This is a genomic window from Sinorhizobium fredii USDA 205, from assembly GCF_001461695.1.
In the GTDB taxonomy this organism is placed as follows: Bacteria; Pseudomonadota; Alphaproteobacteria; order Rhizobiales; family Rhizobiaceae; genus Sinorhizobium; species Sinorhizobium fredii.
Window position 1 is genome coordinate 1 of record NZ_AUTC01000174.1, and the last position, 18,967, is coordinate 18,967.

16 protein-coding genes and 1 pseudogene are annotated in these 18,967 nt (G+C 59.3%); 9 read left to right on the forward strand and 8 right to left on the reverse strand.

Annotation, left to right across the window (positions count from 1 at the left end; genetic code table 11):
* On the forward strand, positions 1–450 hold a 450-nt coding region (locus tag N181_RS25545), incomplete at its 5' end, for a response regulator (protein WP_342585828.1).
* A 279-nt stretch (positions 451–729) separates the two neighbouring features.
* Here N181_RS25545 and N181_RS25550 read toward each other — a convergent pair.
* The 5 genes from N181_RS25550 to N181_RS25570 all read right to left on the reverse strand — a co-directional run bounded on the left by N181_RS25550 (position 730) and on the right by N181_RS25570 (position 4,270).
* A complete protein-coding gene (locus N181_RS25550; RefSeq protein WP_037435600.1) occupies positions 730–1,083 on the reverse strand; it encodes a hypothetical protein in 354 nt (117 codons plus the stop codon).
* Between the two features lie 54 nt (positions 1,084–1,137).
* Positions 1,138–1,533, reverse strand: a complete 396-nt coding sequence (locus N181_RS35045) for a PRC-barrel domain-containing protein (protein ID WP_037402107.1) — start codon at positions 1,531–1,533, stop codon at positions 1,138–1,140.
* Between the two features lie 928 nt (positions 1,534–2,461).
* Entirely contained in the window at positions 2,462–2,668 is a 207-nt protein-coding gene (locus N181_RS25560) for a CsbD family protein (RefSeq protein WP_037402111.1), read from the reverse strand.
* A gap of 555 nt (positions 2,669–3,223) precedes the next feature.
* Entirely contained in the window at positions 3,224–3,505 is a 282-nt protein-coding gene (locus N181_RS33450; RefSeq protein ID WP_153451845.1) for a hypothetical protein, read from the reverse strand.
* Between the two features lie 42 nt (positions 3,506–3,547).
* A complete protein-coding gene (locus N181_RS25570; protein ID WP_037435594.1) occupies positions 3,548–4,270 on the reverse strand; it encodes a GntR family transcriptional regulator in 723 nt (240 codons plus the stop codon).
* Positions 4,271–4,755: 485 nt separating this feature from the next.
* Here N181_RS25570 and N181_RS25575 point away from each other — a divergent pair, with 485 nt between their 5' ends.
* From N181_RS25575 to N181_RS25590, 4 genes and pseudogenes are all read left to right on the forward strand, one after another.
* Positions 4,756–5,085 (forward strand): YciI family protein, encoded by a 330-nt coding sequence (locus tag N181_RS25575; RefSeq protein ID WP_037435593.1) that lies wholly within the window; start codon positions 4,756–4,758, stop codon positions 5,083–5,085.
* A 145-nt stretch (positions 5,086–5,230) separates the two neighbouring features.
* On the forward strand, positions 5,231–5,704 hold the full coding sequence (locus N181_RS25580; RefSeq protein WP_037435591.1) for a tripartite tricarboxylate transporter TctB family protein: 474 nt from the start codon (positions 5,231–5,233) through the stop codon (positions 5,702–5,704).
* Positions 5,705–5,714: 10 nt separating this feature from the next.
* A pseudogene (locus N181_RS25585) lies at positions 5,715–7,213 on the forward strand (tripartite tricarboxylate transporter permease).
* Positions 7,214–7,309: 96 nt separating this feature from the next.
* Positions 7,310–8,194: a GntR family transcriptional regulator gene (locus N181_RS25590; protein WP_037435589.1), complete on the forward strand. Its 885-nt coding sequence runs from the start codon at positions 7,310–7,312 to the stop codon at positions 8,192–8,194.
* A gap of 251 nt (positions 8,195–8,445) precedes the next feature.
* Here the strand turns inward: N181_RS25590 and N181_RS25595 are convergent, their stop codons facing one another.
* On the reverse strand, positions 8,446–9,072 hold the full coding sequence (locus N181_RS25595) for a LysE family translocator (protein ID WP_037435586.1): 627 nt from the start codon (positions 9,070–9,072) through the stop codon (positions 8,446–8,448).
* A gap of 469 nt (positions 9,073–9,541) precedes the next feature.
* Between N181_RS25595 and N181_RS25600 the strand changes: the two genes are divergently transcribed.
* Together N181_RS25600 and N181_RS25605 are read left to right on the forward strand one after the other, a co-directional pair.
* Positions 9,542–11,410, forward strand: a complete 1,869-nt coding sequence (locus tag N181_RS25600) for an adenylate/guanylate cyclase domain-containing protein (protein ID WP_037437248.1) — start codon at positions 9,542–9,544, stop codon at positions 11,408–11,410.
* Positions 11,411–12,123: 713 nt separating this feature from the next.
* Entirely contained in the window at positions 12,124–13,869 is a 1,746-nt protein-coding gene (locus N181_RS25605; protein ID WP_060563970.1) for an adenylate/guanylate cyclase domain-containing protein, read from the forward strand.
* A gap of 16 nt (positions 13,870–13,885) precedes the next feature.
* On the opposite strand, the gene N181_RS25610 is transcribed toward N181_RS25605, so the two are convergent.
* The gene (locus N181_RS25610) at positions 13,886–14,875 is read right to left on the reverse strand and encodes an ABC transporter substrate-binding protein (RefSeq protein WP_037435582.1); all 990 of its coding nucleotides are present in this window, start codon (positions 14,873–14,875) and stop codon (positions 13,886–13,888) included.
* Between the two features lie 786 nt (positions 14,876–15,661).
* Between N181_RS25610 and N181_RS25615 the strand changes: the two genes are divergently transcribed.
* Both N181_RS25615 and N181_RS25620 read left to right on the forward strand, forming a co-directional pair.
* Positions 15,662–15,937 (forward strand): type II toxin-antitoxin system TacA family antitoxin, encoded by a 276-nt coding sequence (locus N181_RS25615; RefSeq protein ID WP_037435580.1) that lies wholly within the window; start codon positions 15,662–15,664, stop codon positions 15,935–15,937.
* Positions 15,938–15,940: 3 nt separating this feature from the next.
* A complete protein-coding gene (locus tag N181_RS25620) occupies positions 15,941–16,453 on the forward strand; it encodes a GNAT family N-acetyltransferase (protein WP_037435578.1) in 513 nt (170 codons plus the stop codon).
* 705 nt (positions 16,454–17,158) lie between these two features.
* On the opposite strand, the gene N181_RS25625 is transcribed toward N181_RS25620, so the two are convergent.
* The gene (locus N181_RS25625) at positions 17,159–18,901 is read right to left on the reverse strand and encodes an adenylate/guanylate cyclase domain-containing protein (protein ID WP_037435576.1); all 1,743 of its coding nucleotides are present in this window, start codon (positions 18,899–18,901) and stop codon (positions 17,159–17,161) included.
* Positions 18,902–18,967 lie beyond the last annotated feature (66 nt).

Genomic DNA, 18,967 nt, shown 5'->3' on the forward strand with positions numbered 1-18,967 from the left:
CTCTACAGTTGCCCGTCGCCTGCGTTTCCCGCCATTGCGATGGGCTTGCAACGGCGAAGGCTATGGAACCGGTCACGTATGCTTGTGGAAGACGAAGGGCTGTTACTATTCGAGTTTGAAGAAGCGCTGACCGAGGCAGGCTTCAATGTCGTCGCCTTCTCCAGCGGAACGAAGGCCATGGAGTACCTCAGGAGCGCAGAAGGCGCAGCCAAGGGTGTGGTCACTGACATCAGGCTCCCGGATAGGGCCTTCGATGGTTGGGAGGTGGCTCGCATTGCCCGGGAGATCGACCCGGAGGTAGCTGTCGTCTACATCAGTGGGCACGGCGCGGTTGACTGGCCGTCGGGCGTTCCAAACAGCATCGTGCTTGAGAAGCCGTTCGCCATAGCGCAGTTGATCACCGCGATCTCGCAACTCCTCAACGGTCGTTTAGCCGACGCCTCTACATAAAGCGGCGGAGCGTCTATTGAGTTGCCGTTGATGATTGACGAAGGAAATCTTCGATCGCATCGGCCGAAATCGGGGCGCTCAAAAAATGTCCCTGAAGCTAACCTGATGTGGTGGACGGCCTCCGCTCCCGGTCGATCCCGAGCTTGACAGATCGGCTCAGCACTCAGTTTTCCCGGACGCCATTCTGGTCGAGCCGGAGTTCAACGCCGGCCGGCTTAGTTTTCTCGCCACAGAGGTAGACGCCGAGGACTATGATGGCGAGAACCAGGCCGCCGATAATCAGGTATACCAACGGTGGCGCGTAACCGCCAAAGTCAGCCCGACAGCCACGCCCAGCAGAAAACTGACAATGCCGACCCCGCCAAGCACAGTCGCTGTGGTGCCTGGGTTCTTCCGCGCGACCTCTGATACCGCTTGGAGCTGCGTGCCTACTTGCTTCGCTGCGCCCGCCGCCGTTTTCGACGTATCGTCGTAAAGATCAGATGCCCCCTCGCGCGCTTGATGCAAAACGCCGACAGTTCGTTCCGCAAGCATCTTGTTAATCTTCGTCACTTCATTGCGAAGCGTCGCGATCTGCTTTTCTAGTCCCTCCTGGCCGACACCGGGAGCAGCGGGCTTTGGCGTCTGAGCCATTCAACGTGTCCTTAGGGAGAATGAAGGAACGACGAGGCGCGGCCGTCGTTCGGATTAGCGTTTCCAGCGTCCTTCGTATTTGAACTCGGGGGCCGCCTTGAGCTGATCCTTGGTCGCGTCCATCACAGCCGTCCATTTCTTGTCGTTTTCGACGTAGGTGATTTTGACGGCCTTCGGACTGACAATGACGTAGCGCTCGCCCATCCCGAGGACCCCTCCGACCGACACGATATATCCGGCCAGTTGACCTTCCGAGAGGATCAGATCCTTGATCTCGCCGATCGTTTCGTCGGCATTGTTTGTGACGTTGAGATTGACGAGATTGTAGCTCAGCACGTCGGTCGGCTTGGCGGTGATGAAGGTTTCGGTGGTTGTGGTTTCCGCCGTCTGCGCGGCAGCCGCTCCAACAATCATCGTAGTAGCTGCAAGAGCAATCAGAATACGTCGCATGGTCCCACCCCTTGGAGGATGTTCAGGAACCCGGAAACGCCATGAAGTGATCGAAAGTTCCAACGACCTCAGTGAATTGGCGGTGTGGACGGATTCTGACCAAAATGAAGCCTGCTGTGAGTGCGCAATGGATGCGAAATTTCGCTTCGTCTTCTCGCATCGTAGGGCGACGCGTTTGAAGCGTTTGAGCTCGCCGAGAGCTTGTTCGATGCGGGCGCGTCCTCTGTAAAGGGCCTTGGCGAAGAAGCCCGGCTTTTGTTTCTTATTGGCCTTGTGCGGAACGACGGGGATGATGCGCGCTTCGTGCCGCCTGCTGGTTGTCCTTGTCGCCGGCGCGGCAATGAGGCTCGAAACACCTCCAGCGCCGCCGCCCAATCCTTTCGGAAATCTTTCCCGACGAAACGCGGCTCCTGCCTCCAGTTTCTCTTCAATGCCTTGCGCTTCTTCACAGCCCATGGCGTCGAGGTCCATCGCGCAATGACGACAATGGCACAAGCTTCCGCTCCCATCGCTGCGCCAAGGCGCTGTGGCGGCTCGCCATCAAGCACATCGCACCAGGCCCTGTACGACCACGACCAATGGCGAGGCCTAACGTGTCGTCCAGACCGCTCTGCGCGAATGGGCCTATGCCAAGGCACAAAACATCGGAGCAGCGGGCCGCCGACCTACCGATCTGGCTCCACCGCTACAATTGGCATCGTCCCCACGGCAGCTTAAAATCCAAGCGGATCAGCAGAGTCGGCCTCACCGACGACAACCTGTTGAGGCTCCACATTTAGGCAGGTTTTTCTGTACACCAAGTAGTTCGGCAAGACCCACTAATGGCGAGCAACATCAGTGTGCGCTGATGGAACAGTCGAACAGCCCAAACCGAGCCGAATAACAAACCCCGCCTCGGCGGGGTTTTGATTATGCCAGAGAGGGACCCTTACCAGTCGTCCTGTCTGCTGTACCAGTCGTCAACCTCCCTCGTGGCGCGGTCCTTCGCAAGACCATAGCGTTCTTGGATTTTGCCTTCGAGCTGGTCGCGTTTACCGGCGATCTGGTCGAGATCGTCGTCAGTGAGCTTACCCCACTGCTCCTTGATCTTACCTTTGAATTGCTTCCAATTGCCTTCGACCCGATTCCAATCCATATCCGTTTTCTCCTGGGTTTGCGCCTGTACAACAAACTCACAACGGTCGAATTAGTTCGAGCCGTCGCAGTAATATGTCAGAACGGCGGCTTGGCGGACTCCAACTCATGCCGATAAACGGAATCTTACGCGCCCGCGTGGTCATCGAGGAATAAAGCTGATGAGCGCCTCATCCGCATTGAAAGGCTCTGGGCGCAATCCTCATGGAAAGTGACATTCGAATACTCCTATTGTGCCTTCCGCGCCTCGATGACTGACCACCCAACACGTCAGTCATCGAGGCGCGGAAGCCAACGGCTGCGACTGGCGTAGAATTCACTCTTTCTCACCGACACAAGGACGCGGATCTCTGTACGCGGATCTTTGTATGAATTGTCGGCACCTGGAACAACGGAGGTTACTTAGCGTTTGCTCATTTGGGGGGGTAGGGAGGTTGCCATGATCCTGGTCCCACATGATCCAAGCCGGCAGAACTGCCAAGGCTCCGATTCGGCGTCCCTCATTGCATCTGTCCGTTGCGCGATCGCATCGGAAGTGCCATTCGACGTGACGAATTTATCCTACCGTGTTTTGGGCGACAGCATTGTAATCGAAGGCAATGTGGTTAAGCGTAGCGACGCCGAGCTTATCCACCGAGTTGCCGAGGATATTGCCGGTCAGGGGCGTGTAATTATGAGGGTCGGCGGCATAAACCACTAGGCCGCGGTCCAGGTCGGCTTCGGTCTCCCATAATTCCATCAAGTTGATACGTGAAGGATCTGATAGAGAGGCCGAGCGGCCGGAATATACGCATAATCCTGCTTTGTTCGCGCTTAGCGTTGCTTGGTGTACTTTCAACGCGATGTCCTCTCTTAGCGCATTGCCGCGCGCGAGCCGAGACTATTCGGCGGCGACGTCCGCACCGCTTCTGGGAATCCCGCCGCTGAAAAGATGACCGGCATGCTCCACCACGTTCTCGGTAGTTTCGCGGATGTGGCGCTCGATCAGATCGGCCGCCCGTTTCGGATCGCGGGCCAGAACCGCTTCCATGATGGTGCGATGCTCGACATCCTTTTCACGCCATTTCGGCCGAAACTGCGAGGACATGCGCCGGTAGCGATGGGCGCGCTCGAAGAGTTTCTGGCGAATCTCCAAAAGGTTGGGCGATCCGCAGGCCGAAACGAGCGCATAGTGAAATTCGCCGTGAACCTTGGACCAGTCCTCCGACAGGTAATATTCGTGGCCGAGCCGGCCCTGCAGCCTGTCCATGCGGTGATAGGTGCCGATGATCTCGGCCTCCCAGCGGTCATCGCCCTTTTCGATGGCAAGGCGAAGCGCCTCGCGCTCGATCAGCACCCGCACATCGGTCAGATCGAGCAGGTCGGCAAGCGAGAGGGGCGCAACGATGAAACCGCGCTGGCCCTCCGCGACGACCAGACCTTCCGCGACCAGACGGGACAGCGCCTCGCGCAAGGTTGAGAAGCTGACCGCGTACATATCCTTCAACGATTCGAAGCGCAGCTTCGCTCCGGGTTTCAGAACGCAGGAGATGATGTCGAGGCGCATGCGCTGCAGCACGTCGCCGGCACGGGTTTCTCCCGATGATCTCCGGCCGTCGGTCATATCTCGGGATCCTCTTCGAAGGCGCTACGGGCGGTCGAGTCACATGTGCGCATAAAATAGCGATAATTTCGAAAAGATCAAATTGATCGGGCCAACAGCTAGGCGCGCGGCCCACCCGACAGTGGTACAAAGCGAGCTAAAAGGACGTAGGTCATTGCGAGGCTCGTGGAGCGGCAAACAATAATTTCGAAATAATGTTCAATTTCTAAGTGCGGGGTTGGATGCGCGCTCTTGCGACTTATGCCATCCGAGATGATCAATGCAGCCGAAAGCAATCCGCCGCCAATGCGCGCAACAGCGTATCAGCACCATTGGGAACTCAACGCCGGCCAGCCATTGTTATCGTAGACGCTGTCATAGTTCCCTGCACGGAAAGGAGGGCCGTGGTCTGCGGTCAGTCAGAAGCGGATCCTTCGATGTCGGCAAGGCTTGCCGGAACCTGCACGACTGTCCGTCGATTATGGTTGGCGATGGAGGAACTCCAAATGCCAAAGTACATTGCGATCGGATATGGCGACCAAGCTGGATATGATCGGACGCCGCAGGACATAAGGGAGGCGGCCCATCATCACGATGCATCACTCAAGCAGCGTGGTGTGATGATGGGAATTGCCGAGACACCGATTCAAGTGCGAAATCCCAACGGTAGCGGGGTCCTAATCCAAACAGGCCCCTACCTGTCTTCGGACCTGCCTATCGCCGGCTTTTCGATCATGGAAGCCAAGGACATCAACGAAGCAATCGAACTTGCATCGAAGTCGCCATGTGCCGTCGCACATGGCGTGATTGAGATTTGGCCACTCAAGGAACAGTAAAGGGTTATGCCCCGTCTGACGCGTTCAAGGGCTTCATCGCCTCCGAAACCGACCGCGTCCGCACGATCCTGACGTCGATCGGCCTGGCACAGTGACGACCGCAGAGGGGAGGCAATAGCCTCCCCGACTGCCCGATGAGGATTTCATGACCGAGAGAAGCTTGAAGCTGGCATACCGGCCGGCGGCGGCCGTTGCCATGGTGCTGTTTACCGTGGCGGCGGTGACCTACTGGGATGCGAGCCAGATGACCGCCCGCGCCACCTACGGCATGGGCGCCAACGCCGCCTCCTATTTCATCTGTCTCTTCCTGGCGGTGCTGGGCATAGGGCATTTGTTCGCCGCCTTCCAGACCTCGGGAATCGAAGCGGAAGACGCTGACTGGAAAGCGATCGGCTGGATAGCGGTCGCCCTGTCGGGGCTGATCGGATCGATCTTTCTGGGCGCCGGATTCATCCTGGGCTCGACCTTGCTGTTCGCGTTCACGGCACGCGCCTTCGGCCGCAAGGCGCTGCTCGCCGATCTCGCCACCGGCGCTGTCATGGGCCTGATCATCTTCCTTCTGTTCAACAAGCTCCTGAGCCTCGCTTTGCCGCAAGGTCCGTTCGAGCGGCTGTTCTAGGTTCACGGCAATGGACGCAATCAATCTGCTCATCGAAGGCTTCTCACTGGCGATCCAGCCGGCCAACCTCATTTTCGCGGTCATCGGCGTGTTCATCGGAACGGCCGTCGGCGTGCTGCCGGGCATCGGCCCGGCCCTCACCGTCGCTCACCTGCTGCCGGTGACGTTCAAGCTTGATCCGGGCGGTTCGATCATCATGTTCGACGGCATCTATTACGGCGGCATGTATGGCGGCTCCACCACCGCCATCCTGTTGAACACGCCGGGCGAAAGCGCCGCCGTCGTCACGGCGCTCGAAGGCAACAAGATGGCCCGCGCCGGGCGTGGCGGTCCGGCGCTGGCGACGGCCGCGATCGGATCCTTCGTCGCCGCCTTGGTGGCCACTATTGCTTTGGCGTTCCTGGCGCCCCCGCTGGTGAAGGTTGCGGTCAAATTCGCCCCCTGGGATTATTTCGGCCTGATGCTGATCGCCTTCGTCACCGTTTCGGCGACCTTCGGCTCCTCGCCGCTGCGCGGCCTGACCAGCCTCGCCTTCGGCCTTTGGCTCGGCCTGGTGGGGCTCGACCAGCTAACCGGGCAGGCGCGCCTGACCTTCGGCGTGCCGCAATTCCTCGACGGCGTGGAGTGACGACGCTCGCGGTCGGTCTGTTTGCGATCGGCGAAGCGCTCCATGTCGCCTCGCGGCATCTCCACAAGCCGGAGAAGCCCATTCCTGTCAAAGGCTCGATCTGGATGACCAGGGAGACTGGGGGCGTTCCTGGAAGGCCTGGCTGCGCGGCACGGCGGTCGGCTTTCCGATCGGCGCATTGCCGGCCGGCGGCGCGGAAATTCCGACCTTTCTGAGCTACACGATGGAGAAAAGGCTGAGCCGCAAGCCGCAGGAATTCGGCTCCGGCGCGATTGAGGGCGTCGCCGGCCCGGAAGCGGCAAACAACGCCTCGGCCGCCGGGGACGCTGGTTCCGCGTCTGACCCTCGGTTTGCCGACCTCGGCGACCGCCGCAGTCATGCTCGTCGGCTTCCAGCAATACAATATCCAGCCGGGCCCGCTGCTCTTCACCCAGCACGCCGATCTCGTCTGGGGGCTCGTCGCCAGCCTCTTCATCGCCAATGTCATGCTGCTCGTCCTCAACCTGCCGCTTGTCGGCCTGTGGGTGAAATTGCTGCGCATTCCGCTGCCCTGGCTCTATGGCGGCATCCTGGTCTTCGCCTATATGGGAACGGTCGCCGCCAATCCGTCCGTCGTTGAGCTCTTGCTGCTCAGCGCATTCGGCGTGGCCGGCTTCCTGATGCGGCGCTACGACTACCCGGTGGCGCCAGCCGTGGTCGGACTGATCCTTGGTCCTCTGGCCGACAATGCGCTGAGGCGCTCGCTGCAGATGAGCCTCGGCGAACCGATGATCTTCCTGCAGCATCCGAGCTCGGCGATCATGATCGCCATCGCCACCATCGCGCTCATCGCACCCTTCGTCTTCAAGGGGCTGTCGCGCTTCCAGCATGACGAGGATTGAGGTCCTGGTAAGAAAACGCCTTTTGCAATCGCGATGCCGAATGCATAAATCGACGTTGAGCTCATTCGTTTCCGAGCCGAAACCAAACGGCGAACCATGGCAAGACAAAGCGTATCCCCGCAGATCACGGCAAGCATCCTCGAATTCGTGAAAACGAACGAGATGCGCGCCGGCGAGCATCTGCCCTGTCAAATGCTCGCCGATGCGTTTCGCGTTTCCCGCGCGCCGGTCAATGCGGCGTTGAAGAAGCTCGAGAGAATGGGGATTGTCCGCGCCGAGCCCAATCGCGGCTATTTCCTGATTATGGATGCGGCAAAGGTCGAGACTGCGAAATCCGACGGCGAGCCTCAGCGCGAGGAGGAGGACCCGCTCTACTTCCGCATCGCCGAGGACCGCCTCGCCGGCAAGCTCGAGGAGCGCGTCAGCGAAAACGAGCTGATGCGGCTTTATGACGTCGCCCGAAGCCGGATCCTGAAAACCCTGCATCGGATCGCCGAAGAGGGGTGGATGGAGCGTCTGCCGGGCAATGGATGGGCCTTCCGCCAGACGCTGACATCGCGCAAGAGCTACGAGGAGGGTTACGTCTTCCGCGCCGTCATCGAGCAGCAGGCGATGCTGCTGCCGACGTTTCGGCCGAACGAGGAAGAATTCAGGAAGGCGCGTGCCGTGCAGACTGCCTTGGGGCAGGGCGGCTACGAAACCTGGTCGCGCGCCGAGATCTTCAAGGCGAACAACGACTTTCACGAGATGCTCGTTGGCTGTTCGCAGAACGACTTCTTCCTCGATGCCATCAAGCGCATCAATCGGCTACGCCGGCTGATCGAGTACCATGTCACGATCAACCGCAGCCGCCTGCCGCTGCAGACCAGCGAGCACCTTCATATCCTCGATCTCCTCGAGGCGGGACGCCGGACGGAAGCGGCGGCTTTTCTCTACACCCACATCATGGGCGCCAGCCGGATCAAGACGCCGCAGATCTAGGACGCCGCGATGCGGTAGCTGCCCCGGGGCTTGATTTTCCTTGAAGCTTCTCTGGGCGTAGTTCCCTGATTGCGGTCCTCCACAACCAATATACCTTCCGAGCTTCGCGGCGCCCCGTTCCGCGGACATGCCCCGGCATAGGCGCGCCCCCTCTGTTCCTTCTCCGGAGTCCGCTTTTGCGCCACCGCAGTTGCACGACAGCTTCCGATCGGCTGCCGGAATCGACCCGGAGCGGAAATATTAGGAAATGACTACCGATGGGAAGTGGCAAGTTTGACTGCCAATCCCACAAACACAATACCGGCAACGCGATTGAGCCACAGTTGACCTTTCGACGATTGCCGCAGCCAGCGGCTGAGAGAACCAGCCAGGACGGAGATGAGCACGAAGGAGGCGAATGCGCACAGGATAAACACACCTCCGAGCATCAGCATCTGGAGGACAACACTACCACGCTCTGGTGCGGTGAACTGCGGTAAGAAGGCGAGGAAAAATATCGCGACCTTCGGATTGGTCACGTTCATTACAACGCCGCGAGCAAACATCTGCCGCATAGACTGAGCTCGCTCTTTGGTGGCTTCCAGTTCGTCTGGCTTCGCGGTGAAGGCCCTGTAGGCGAGATAGAGCAAGTAGGCCGCGCCAACGAACTTGAGAGCATCGAAAGCCATCTGCGACGTTTGGAAGATCGCTGCCACGCCCAGCGAAACAGCGACGGTGTGAACAATTAGACCGACGCAGAGCCCAAGCGTCACGTACACGCCTACCATCCGGCCCGAGAGAGCCGATTGGGTCAGCACGAAGAGGTTATCCGGTCCCGGCACCCAAGCGAGTAGAGTGGCAGCACCTACGAAGGTCAGAAGTGTGTCGAACGATATCATGCCTTCCCCTTCACACGAGCGGAGGCGAATAGCAAGTTCGCCTTCGATAAACACAGTGTCTGCTTCTGGCGCGCATTCCGGCCTCGGAAAGGAGTTGGTCGAGCGACCGCTTTCGGGCCAATAGCGGCCCGCCTTCATGCAGCAAAACGCCCGAAAGTGAATTGGGGGGATCGGTTGAGTCGGTCCTCCACAACCAATATATTTCCGAGCTTGGCGGTGGCCTGTTCCGTGGACCTGCCCGGCATAGGGCACCACCCATCTGTTCCCGATGTGCGTCTCCGAAGTCCTTTTTTGCGGCAACAGCAGTCGCACGACAGTTTCCGATCAGCGGCTGGAATCGACCCGAATCGGAAGTTCGGCGGTCTTGGCCGCAGCAAAAAGAGACATTCACTAACCGCTGGAGTATTATCGGATCGGCCTGGAATTCTGGCACCCCGAGAGTGGCAGTACACGAAGACTGGGTGGTCACATGAACGATCCGACGGTGCACAGACGTTTGACGGCCATCCTCGCCGCAGACGTTGTGACTTATAGCCGGCTCATGGGCCGGGACGAGGCAGGCACTCACGCGGCATGGAAATCGCACCGCAGGGAACTGATCGACGCCAAGATCGCCGAGTATGAGGGGCGCATCGTGAAGCTCACGGGCGACGGATTTCTGGCGGAATTTCCGAGCGTCGTGAATGCGGTGACGTGTGCGGCCACGGTCCAGCGGGGTATGCTGGAGCGCAATGCGGGTGTGCCGCAGCGCAGCCGGATAGAGCTTCGCATGGGCATCAACCTTGGGGACGTGATCGTTGAAGGCGACGACATCTTCGGGGACGGCGTCAATGTGGCGGTGCGGCTTGAAAGCATAGCCACACCGGGCGGGATCGCGGTTTCTGCAGCCGTCCGAGACAACGTCGGCAACCGGCTCGATCTTCGATTTGAAGATATCGGCGAGCAGACACTTAAGAACATCGACAGGCCGGTGCGCGCATATAGCATTGACTTTCCTCCGTCTCTCAGGACGATCGGCTCGGATGCAGGCGCACAGGAGCCTTGGGAGATCGAGAAGCCATCCATCGCGGTCCTGCCCTTCAACAACATAAGCGGTGACCCCGAGCAAGAATATTTTAGCGATGGGATCACCGAGGACATCATTACCGACCTATCGAAAATCTCCGGCCTGTTCGTCGTCGCGCGCAATACGGCGTATACCTACAAGGGCAAGCCGGTGAAGGTGCAGCAGGTGAGCCAGGATCTCAGGGTCAGCTTTATTCTGGAAGGAAGCGTCCGCAAGGTCGGCTCGCGTGTGCGCGTGACCGCTCAGCTCGTCGAGGGCAGGAGCGGCGGTCATCTCTGGGCCGACCGCTACGACCGTGATCTCATCGACATCTTCGCCCTTCAAGACGAGATCACTCATACCATCGTGGACCACTTGAAGGTGAAGCTGCTTCCAGAGGAGAAGAAAGTCATCGGTCGGGCGCCGACCGGGAACTTCGAGGCCTATGCGTACTACCTTAGAGGACGGCAATTCCTGCACTGGCACACCAAGTCCCATTACGTTCTGGCCAAGCGCATGTTTGCGATGGCGGTCGAACTCGACCCGCTTTATGCGCGGGCCTACGCCGGGATAGCCGACTGCGATTCCTTCCTCTTCCTTCACTATAATGCGGATGTCTCGATCGACGGCATCCTGGCGACCAGCGCCAAGGCCTTGGAACTTGAGAGCGGCCTCGCAGAAGCGCACGCATCACTCGGCCTCGCCCTGTCGCTTCGCGAGCGACATTCGGAAGCGATGGCAGAATTCGAACAGGCGTTTGCGCTCGATCCCAATCTGTTTGAAGCTTCCTACTTCTATGCCCGCGCATGCTTCACTCAGGGGAACTTGGACGAGGCGGCCCGGCTTTTTCAACGCGCCGCAGACATCAAGCCAGACGATTACCAGGCCTTGCTTGTGCTCGTTAACATTCTTCGATCGCTCGGGCGCGAGCAGGAAATGAAGATGGCGGCGCGCGAAGGTGTCGCGCGCGCCGAGCGTGAGCTCATCCTGCGGCCGGAAAACTCGAGAGCCGCCTACCTCGGGGCCGTTGGTCTCGCGGCGCTCGGCGAGCTTGATCGTGCTAAGGAATGGGCGGAACGCGCTTTGGCCATCGATCCGGACGACCGCCTGGCGAAATACAACGTGGCTTGCTTTTACTCGCTCGAGGGCGAAGCTGATCGAGCGATCGACCTGCTAGTGGAGCTCCTCCCGCGCGCCACCCACGAAACAAAGAGGTGGGTAAAATACGACTCGGATCTCGATCCGATCCGTAGTCATCCGCGTTTCCCGAAGGTGCTTGAACTCCTCGGGTGAGAGACACTGCCCGGGCACAGATTTCCAGTAACTTAGGCGACGAAGCGGCCGAATGAAATCTGGGGGGATCGATTGAAACGGCCCTCCACAACCAATTTATCTCCGAGTTGCGCGGTGGACCGGTTCCGCGGCACATGCCCGGAATGGGACAACAGCAGTCGCACGACAGTTTCCGATGGGTGGCTGGAATCGACCCCAAAGCGGACCCCAAGCATCTTACGTGAGCCCCGCTCGTCTTTCACCGAGATCGCCTACTCGCTAACACGGACGATCGCGAGGCCGGCAAGCACAAGCTGGTGCTTGTGCCGCCTCCCGGTGTCATTGTGGAGCGGTTCGGCTATCGGTGCCCGTCTGCCTGCCGATGTGACGGAATGCCACTGCTCGATTTGTCGTCGGATGCGACCAACTCGCGTTCGACATTGGATGGTGCTATTTTTCTTCCGTGCTAAGCAGCGGTGGGGATGATTTCATACCCGTTGTCCGAAGTGCGGAAGCAGCCAGACTGCAATTTGTGTTGCGATCCGCAGTCGTGCCGAGTTCTCTACATCTCTCATTTGCTACGGCACAATAATTGCTGGTAGTTCGAGCAAAATGGCAGGCCGACATGTGACGTGTACTAGGTGCGGACGTCACCGGGCGCTTCGTGGCGAGATGTTGGTGTGTGAGAAGGCATTGCATCATTCGGAGCTGCGGAATTGAAAGGGCGCCAGACCATGAGCGGTCTGCGTCCGCGGTTCCGAGGTCTGTTCCAAAAGTACTTCGTAGTGTTATTCCTCGCCGTGGTCCTTCCGCTCGCCGCCAACGGCGCCAGTGAGGCTTGGTTCAGTTATCGCGACCAGCGCGCCAGACTCGACCAATTGCTCGGCATCGAGGCGAGGTCGGCCTCCGCCAAAATCCAGGGATTTCTCGAAGGCATCACCAATCAGCTCGGCTGGCTCGTGCAGCTCCCCTGGAGCGAGGAGCCGGACGCGCAGCGACGGGTCGATGCCCTACGCCTCCTCCACCAGGTACCTGCCATTGTCAGCCTCACACTTGTCGACAATGCAGGACGGGAGCGACTGTATGTCTCGCAAATTGGTCTGAACCGGACCGAGAGCCGGACGGATCGCTCCGGTGAGGCGCCTGTGGAGGAAGCTCGTGCTGCCCGGATTTGGTATGGCGAGGTCAGCTACTACCGCGGGTCCGAGCCGTACCTGACGGTCGCACTCGCCGGCAATCGTCCGTCCGTCGGAATCGTTGTTGCCGACGTGAACCTGAAGCTGATCTGGGACGTGATTTCGGCCATCAAGGTCGGCGAGACGGGCTACGCCTTTGTACTGGATGGCCCAGGGCGGCTCATCGCCCACCCGGACATCAGCCTTGTCCTGCGGGGAGCGGACGAGGCTACGCTGAGACCGTTCCAGACGATCCGATCGGCGGTCGTACGTGCTGGTGCGGAAATCGCAACGGCTCAAGATGCCAAGGGCAATGCCATCGCCGCCGCAGCCGCACCGGTAGCCGGACCTGACTGGACGGTCGTCGTCGAGCAGCCTCTCTCCGAGGCCTTTGGGCCCATCTATGCCGCCCTGCGGCGCACCGGAGCCCTTCTCCTGGCCGGCGGCATCTTTGCTGGCCTCCTCGCCTTCGCCTTGGCACGCCGGATGACCCAACCGATCCAACTGCTCCAGCGAGGCACCGAGCGCATTGGCGCCAGGCAGTTCGATCACCGCATCGAAATCAGAACGGGCGACGAGTTCCAGCTGCTCGCCGACAGTTTCAACACCATGGCCGTCGAACTTGCCGTCTCGCAGGAACGCCAGGAGCGCATTGCTAAGCTCAAGCGGTTTCTTGCGCCGCAGGTCGCCGAGCTCGTCGACCGCACAGGCGACGACGATGTGCTTGAGGGCCGGCGTGCCGAGGTGGTTGCGTTGTTCTGCGATTTGCGCGGCTTCACTTCCTTCTCGGCAAGAGCCACGCCTGAGGAGGTCATCGGCGTGCTCGCCGAATACTACCAAGCGCTCGGAAGGATCATCACCAACTATGCCGCGACGCTCACGAGCTTTTCGGGCGATGGCCTGATGGTGCTCGTCAACGCGCCCGTTCCGGTTGAGGAGCCGGCGCTCCGGGCGGTGGATTTGGCAGTGGAGATGCAGAGGAGCGTGCAGGAACTCATCATCAGCTGGCGAGCGCGCGGCCACCGGGTTGGATTTGGAGTGGGCATGGCGATGGGCCCCGCGACAGTTGGACGGATTGGATATGAGAGTCGGTTCGAGTACACGGCTATCGGTAATGTTGTGAATCTGGCTGCCCGGCTGTGCGCGTCAGCGCCTGACGGAGAGATCTTGATGGATGCGAAGGTAGCGGAGGCCGTAGGGGACAAGCGCCCCTTGATCTCGCTCGGTTCGCGTCTTCTTAAAGGTTACGATGAGGAACTGCCCGTGTTCGGCATATCCTTCGACAAGCGGCCTTCGGCCGCCTAGGACCTGGCCTGCTGTCTCATTCGATCACCTCATCGGCACGAGCAAGGAGTGTAGGCGGAATTGTGAGCCCAAGGGCATTCGCAGTCTTGAGATTGATCACGAGTTGAAACCTAGTGGGCGCCTGGACTGGGAGTTCACTCGGACGAGCGCCGCGCAGAATCCGGTCTGCATAAGACGCCGCTCGTCGATACATGTCCGGAACATCAAATCCATAGGATAGGAGACCGCCTTCAGCAGCAAAAACCCGGTTGGTGTATATCGCAGGCACATGGTGCTGTGCGGCCATTTTGGTGATGAGCCCACGATGATCCACCAAAAACGTGTCCGGCATCGCGGCCAGTCCACCGTTCGCTTGGCCGATGGCGCGGATCGCATCTTTGATCGCAGCGCTGCTCTGCACACGTGCGGGCACAGCGACTATCCCGAGAGAAGGCGCAGCGGCCTCGATCGAGCGCAAGAACAACGACTCGACGTGTGGAGCCGTCTTCGGATTGAAGAGGAGGGCAACGTGTACAAGACCCGGCGAAGCGTCCTTCAGGAGTTCCAACCACTTCGGGCCCATGGAGGCCTCGAAGGCGGTGAAGCCGGTCATGTTCCCACCGGGTCGAGCCAAACTTTTCACAAAGCCCGATCCGACCGGGTCACCAACCCTGCAAAACACGATTGGAATAGTCTTTGTCTCACGGAGGAGTGCGGCGACCGATGGCGTCGCATCACCAAGCACTAGGTCCGGTGCCAGCGCGACCAACTCAGCCGCGTACGTCCGGAAACGGTCCACGCCACCTGCCGCCCAACGTCGATCAAGTTGGAGATTGCGACCCTCTACCCAACCTAAATCTTGGAGAGCATCTCGGAATGCTTTCACACGGGCCTGGCCATCTGGATCGCTCTCCGCGCTGGCCATTAACAAGCCGATCCTTCGCACACGGTTTTGTTCTTCAGCCGGGGCAACGCGACAAAACGCGGCGCTACTACCGAGAAGGACGAGAACCTCACGCCGCCGCATCCTGTTCACCTCGCCCGAGTGCGCGCCTCGTCAAGCTCGATCAATCGACAGTACCCAACGACATCGGCAACCAAGACGGCCGCAATCCTACATCTCGTCCTCTGCAGGCGCTAACATTCATCGCCGATACCCCGGAAAGTCAACTCAATAATAGCTCAAGGCAGCATCGAACACGACCTTCTTACGCCTTGCTCCGCCCAACGATGAGCAACGCGAGTGGGTGAGCGTAGCTTGCTTCTGACAGAGGGCGCGAGCGTTGCTGGGTGGACCTGAAAGTGGATTCTTGCGCTGAGTGGATATGCAATGTCCAGTCTTGGCGCGTTCCGGCCTCGGGAAAAGGAGTTGATCGAGCGACCGGTTTCCCCCCATTTCAGTCCTTCCAGATTGACGGGATGTGGGGGCAGCTTTCGGGCCAATAGCCGCCCTACCTTCATGCAGCAAAACGCCCGAAAGTGAATTGGGGGGATCGCTTGAGTCGGCCCTCCGCAATCAAAACATCCGCGACGTTCTAGGCGAGAGATCGCTGCAATCTCCGCTTCATCGCATCAGTTGTTTCTTGCCAGTCGCGACCGTGCCTAGCGATCTGATATTGAAAGCTCACTATGGGGCGTCTCGATCCTCAAAAATATCATAATGATTTCAGTATCTTGATTCTATGTGGAACATTTCCTTTAATTGAAACTTAGTTTGGTGTATTTACATTGACTACACACGGCCGTATTCGACGGCTGGTGAGAGTTGCCGCACCACCCCGACATAAGGTGCTGGCAGTTTGGAGAAACCGACATGCCCGCTCCAAGGAAAACTAGAACAGTAAATCTTCGCATCGACCCTGAGGCGCACGACCTCATTGCGCGAGCTGCGGAAGTGTGCGGCAAGAGCATAACTGCCTTCATGACTGAAGCATCGGTTTATACGGCGCAAGAGGAATTGCTGGATCAGCGTTTCATAGGCGTCTCCGCCGAGGTCTTTGAGGCCGTGAGCGACAAGCTTGCTGCACCGGGTGTCGCACGCGATGAACTGGTGAAGCTGCTCCAAAGCAAAGTCGAATGGATGGATTGAGTCTTGCCATATAGGAAGCCGTGCCCGATAGCTGACCATCATATCCTAGACGGCTTCCACTCCGGGAAGCCATCGCTTGACGACTGGCTGAAAGATATGGCTCGCTACAACCAGGAACAGGGATACAGCAGAACGTTCGTGGTGGCCGACGAGAATTACAACGTCGTCGGCTACCATTCTATTTGCGCGGGCTTGATCCATCGTAATGACGTGTCGAGATCCGTTAAGGGATCAAAGGCACCTTTGGAGATTCCTGTCGCAGTACTCGCTCGTTTGGCCGTCTCGGCGGATCATCAAGGTAGAGGGCTCGGGCGCGCGTTGCTCAAAAGTGCGATCATGAGCGTCGTCTCGGCCGCCCAGGTAGTGGCTTTTCGGGGTGTGGTAGTCCATGCTATCGATGACGACGCAGTGACTTTCAATAAGAAATTCCAATTCCAAGAAACGAAGGGCATGGAGCGCCGCCTTATCCTCCCGGCACGCGATATCCTGGCGTCGTTGAACCACGTGACCGGGTAACGGCCAGCCGTCATGCCGCCGATCCCTTGGTGCGGCGCACGTCACGTGTGCAGTGCCGTGAGAGAATTCGGTTTCGCGCTTCAGCCACATCAATCCGACGCGTGGGAGAGCGGCGATTCAGCATTGTTGTGTTCGTGTAATAGCTCTCGTAGAGTCTACTGCATTTTTTCGAAATCGGGGATTCGCAGATCACCTGGAACGCGATCCAACATCCGGATGCCGGGAAGGGCAGGCCAGCACCGATGAAAGTCCTCATGTTCACGCTGGGCCAAGGGTGACGTCCCACTATTATCAAGGCTTTGATGTTCCTGGTATTCGAATAAGCCCTCCGAAACAGAGAACTTCCGGCGCCTAAGCAGCGAAGCGCCCGAAAGATACCTGGGGGGATCGCTTGAGTCGGCCCTCCACAACCAATTTATCTCCTGTTTTGCTGCGCCCCGGCATGGGGCACCACCTCGCGATGTGCTTCTCTGGAGTCCGCTTTTGCGCCAGCAGCATTCGCATTACAGTTTCGGGTGAGCGGCAGGAATCGACCCATTTTCGGTCGTTCCTTCGGAGGAGTTGAAGGCGACGCCCTGACCCGATATCGTCCTTGCGACTATCCACACGAACATCGCCAAGGGATGTGGAATGCGGTCCTTCGTTTGAAACAAGGCAGTCACGCCATTACGGGCCGCAGGCTGGAGACTCCGACAATTACTCCAATTACTCTGGCAGCCCCGCCATGCGATAGCCGTCCACAAAATGCTGCCGCACGTCTTCGTCGCGGATTGGTTGCGATGCGGACCAATGCCGGATTGTGAAATTCGGATTGCTTATCATGAACATTTCCGCCTCCTGGCGCGCCTCCTCCATACGCCCGAGTTGCGCCAGGCTTGCCGCGAGAAGACGGCGCGATGTCGTGCGATAGGTTTCGGGCCGGAGCAATGTCTGGACCGCGGACTCGTAATCGCGAAGCGCATATTGGGCCTGCCCCAGCATCCAGTAATACCAGCCTGGAGGATGCGGATTGAGCCTAAGCGCCTTGCGCACGTATTCGACGGCATCGGCCGGTCGACCGTTCAGCGTAATCAAATCCGAGCGCATCGCCCATGCGTCGGCGCAATTCGGATCCAGTCTGAGGGTGGCATCGAACTCGGCGTCCGATTCCGCCCAGCGGCGTTCATGTCCAAGGATGGTGCCCAATACCCAGCGGTTCCCGGCGTCGTTGGGGTCGAGCGCCACGGCCCGTTGCGCTTCCGCCTCGGCCCTTGCCCGGTTGGGATCCATCGGCTCGTCCCAAAACTCCCAGCCACACCACAAGTTAAGCGCCAACCAGCGATACGCCTCGGCATATTCCGGATCGAGCGCGATCGCCCGTTCCAGCAAAAAAATCGCCTCCCGCGCTACCAGTGCCGTTTGAAGGCCCAGAGCGCGCGCACGCACACAGAGTTCATAAGCCTCAAGGTTCGTGGGCCTGCTGCGGGCTGGCGGAGTTGTCAAACGCCCGACCAGGGCCTCAACGATCTTACCCGTCACCTCGTCCTGCACTGCGAAGATGTCTTCCAGGCTGCGGTCGAACCGTTCCGCCCACAGGTGGTCCCCTCCGATCGCATCGATCAATTGAGCGTTGATACGAACCCGTCCCGCAGCCCGCCGTGCGCTACCCTCCAGAAGATAGCGCACACCAAGCTCGCGAGCGATGCGGCGCACGTCCACGTGCCTGCCCTTGTAGGCAAAGACCGAGTTGCTGGCGATGACAAACAACCCGCTGGTCCTCGATAGGTCCGTGATAAGGTCTTCGGTGAGCCCGTCGACAAATGTCTCTTGCTCCGTATCGTTGCTCATGTTTGTGAATGGCAAGACGGCAATCGAAGGCTTGCCTGGCAGCGGCAGCGCTGCCTTCTCCGCCTGCCCGTAATAATCCTGCATGGTCGATGATGACGACCAGACTCGATAGACAAGTACCGGCTCGGCAATGTTCTTGACCGTTTGCAGACCAAGTTCGTCGAAGCCGAAATCAAGCTTGCGCTTGACCTGGTCGTAGACGCTGCCAGCGACGCAGATGTCTCCCGGTCCGGCGATGCCCTGTAGCCGGTTGGCCACGTTAACGCCGTCACCGTAGAGATCGCCGCCATCGACGACGACGTCACCCAAATTTATACCGATGCGTAGAACGACCTTGCGATCCTCTGGCAGCCCGTCGTTGGCCTCCGCCATCCGGTGCTGCAGTTCGACCGCGCACGCGACCGCGTTGACGGCGCTTCCGAACTCTACCAGCACGCCGTCGCCCATCACCTTGACGATGCGTCCATGATGGTGCGCCACCAGGGGCGCCAGGATCGTCCTTCGCCGCTCCTTCAATGCTGCGAGTGTGCTCGCCTCGTTCTGTTCAATAAGTCGGCTATAGCCGACCACATCGGCGGCCATGATCGCGGCAAGACGGCGTTGGGAGCGTTCTTCGGCCATTTCGCGTGAGTGCTTTCACGAAACGCGGTGCACTAATTGTATTTACGCCCATTTCGAAAGTCTGTC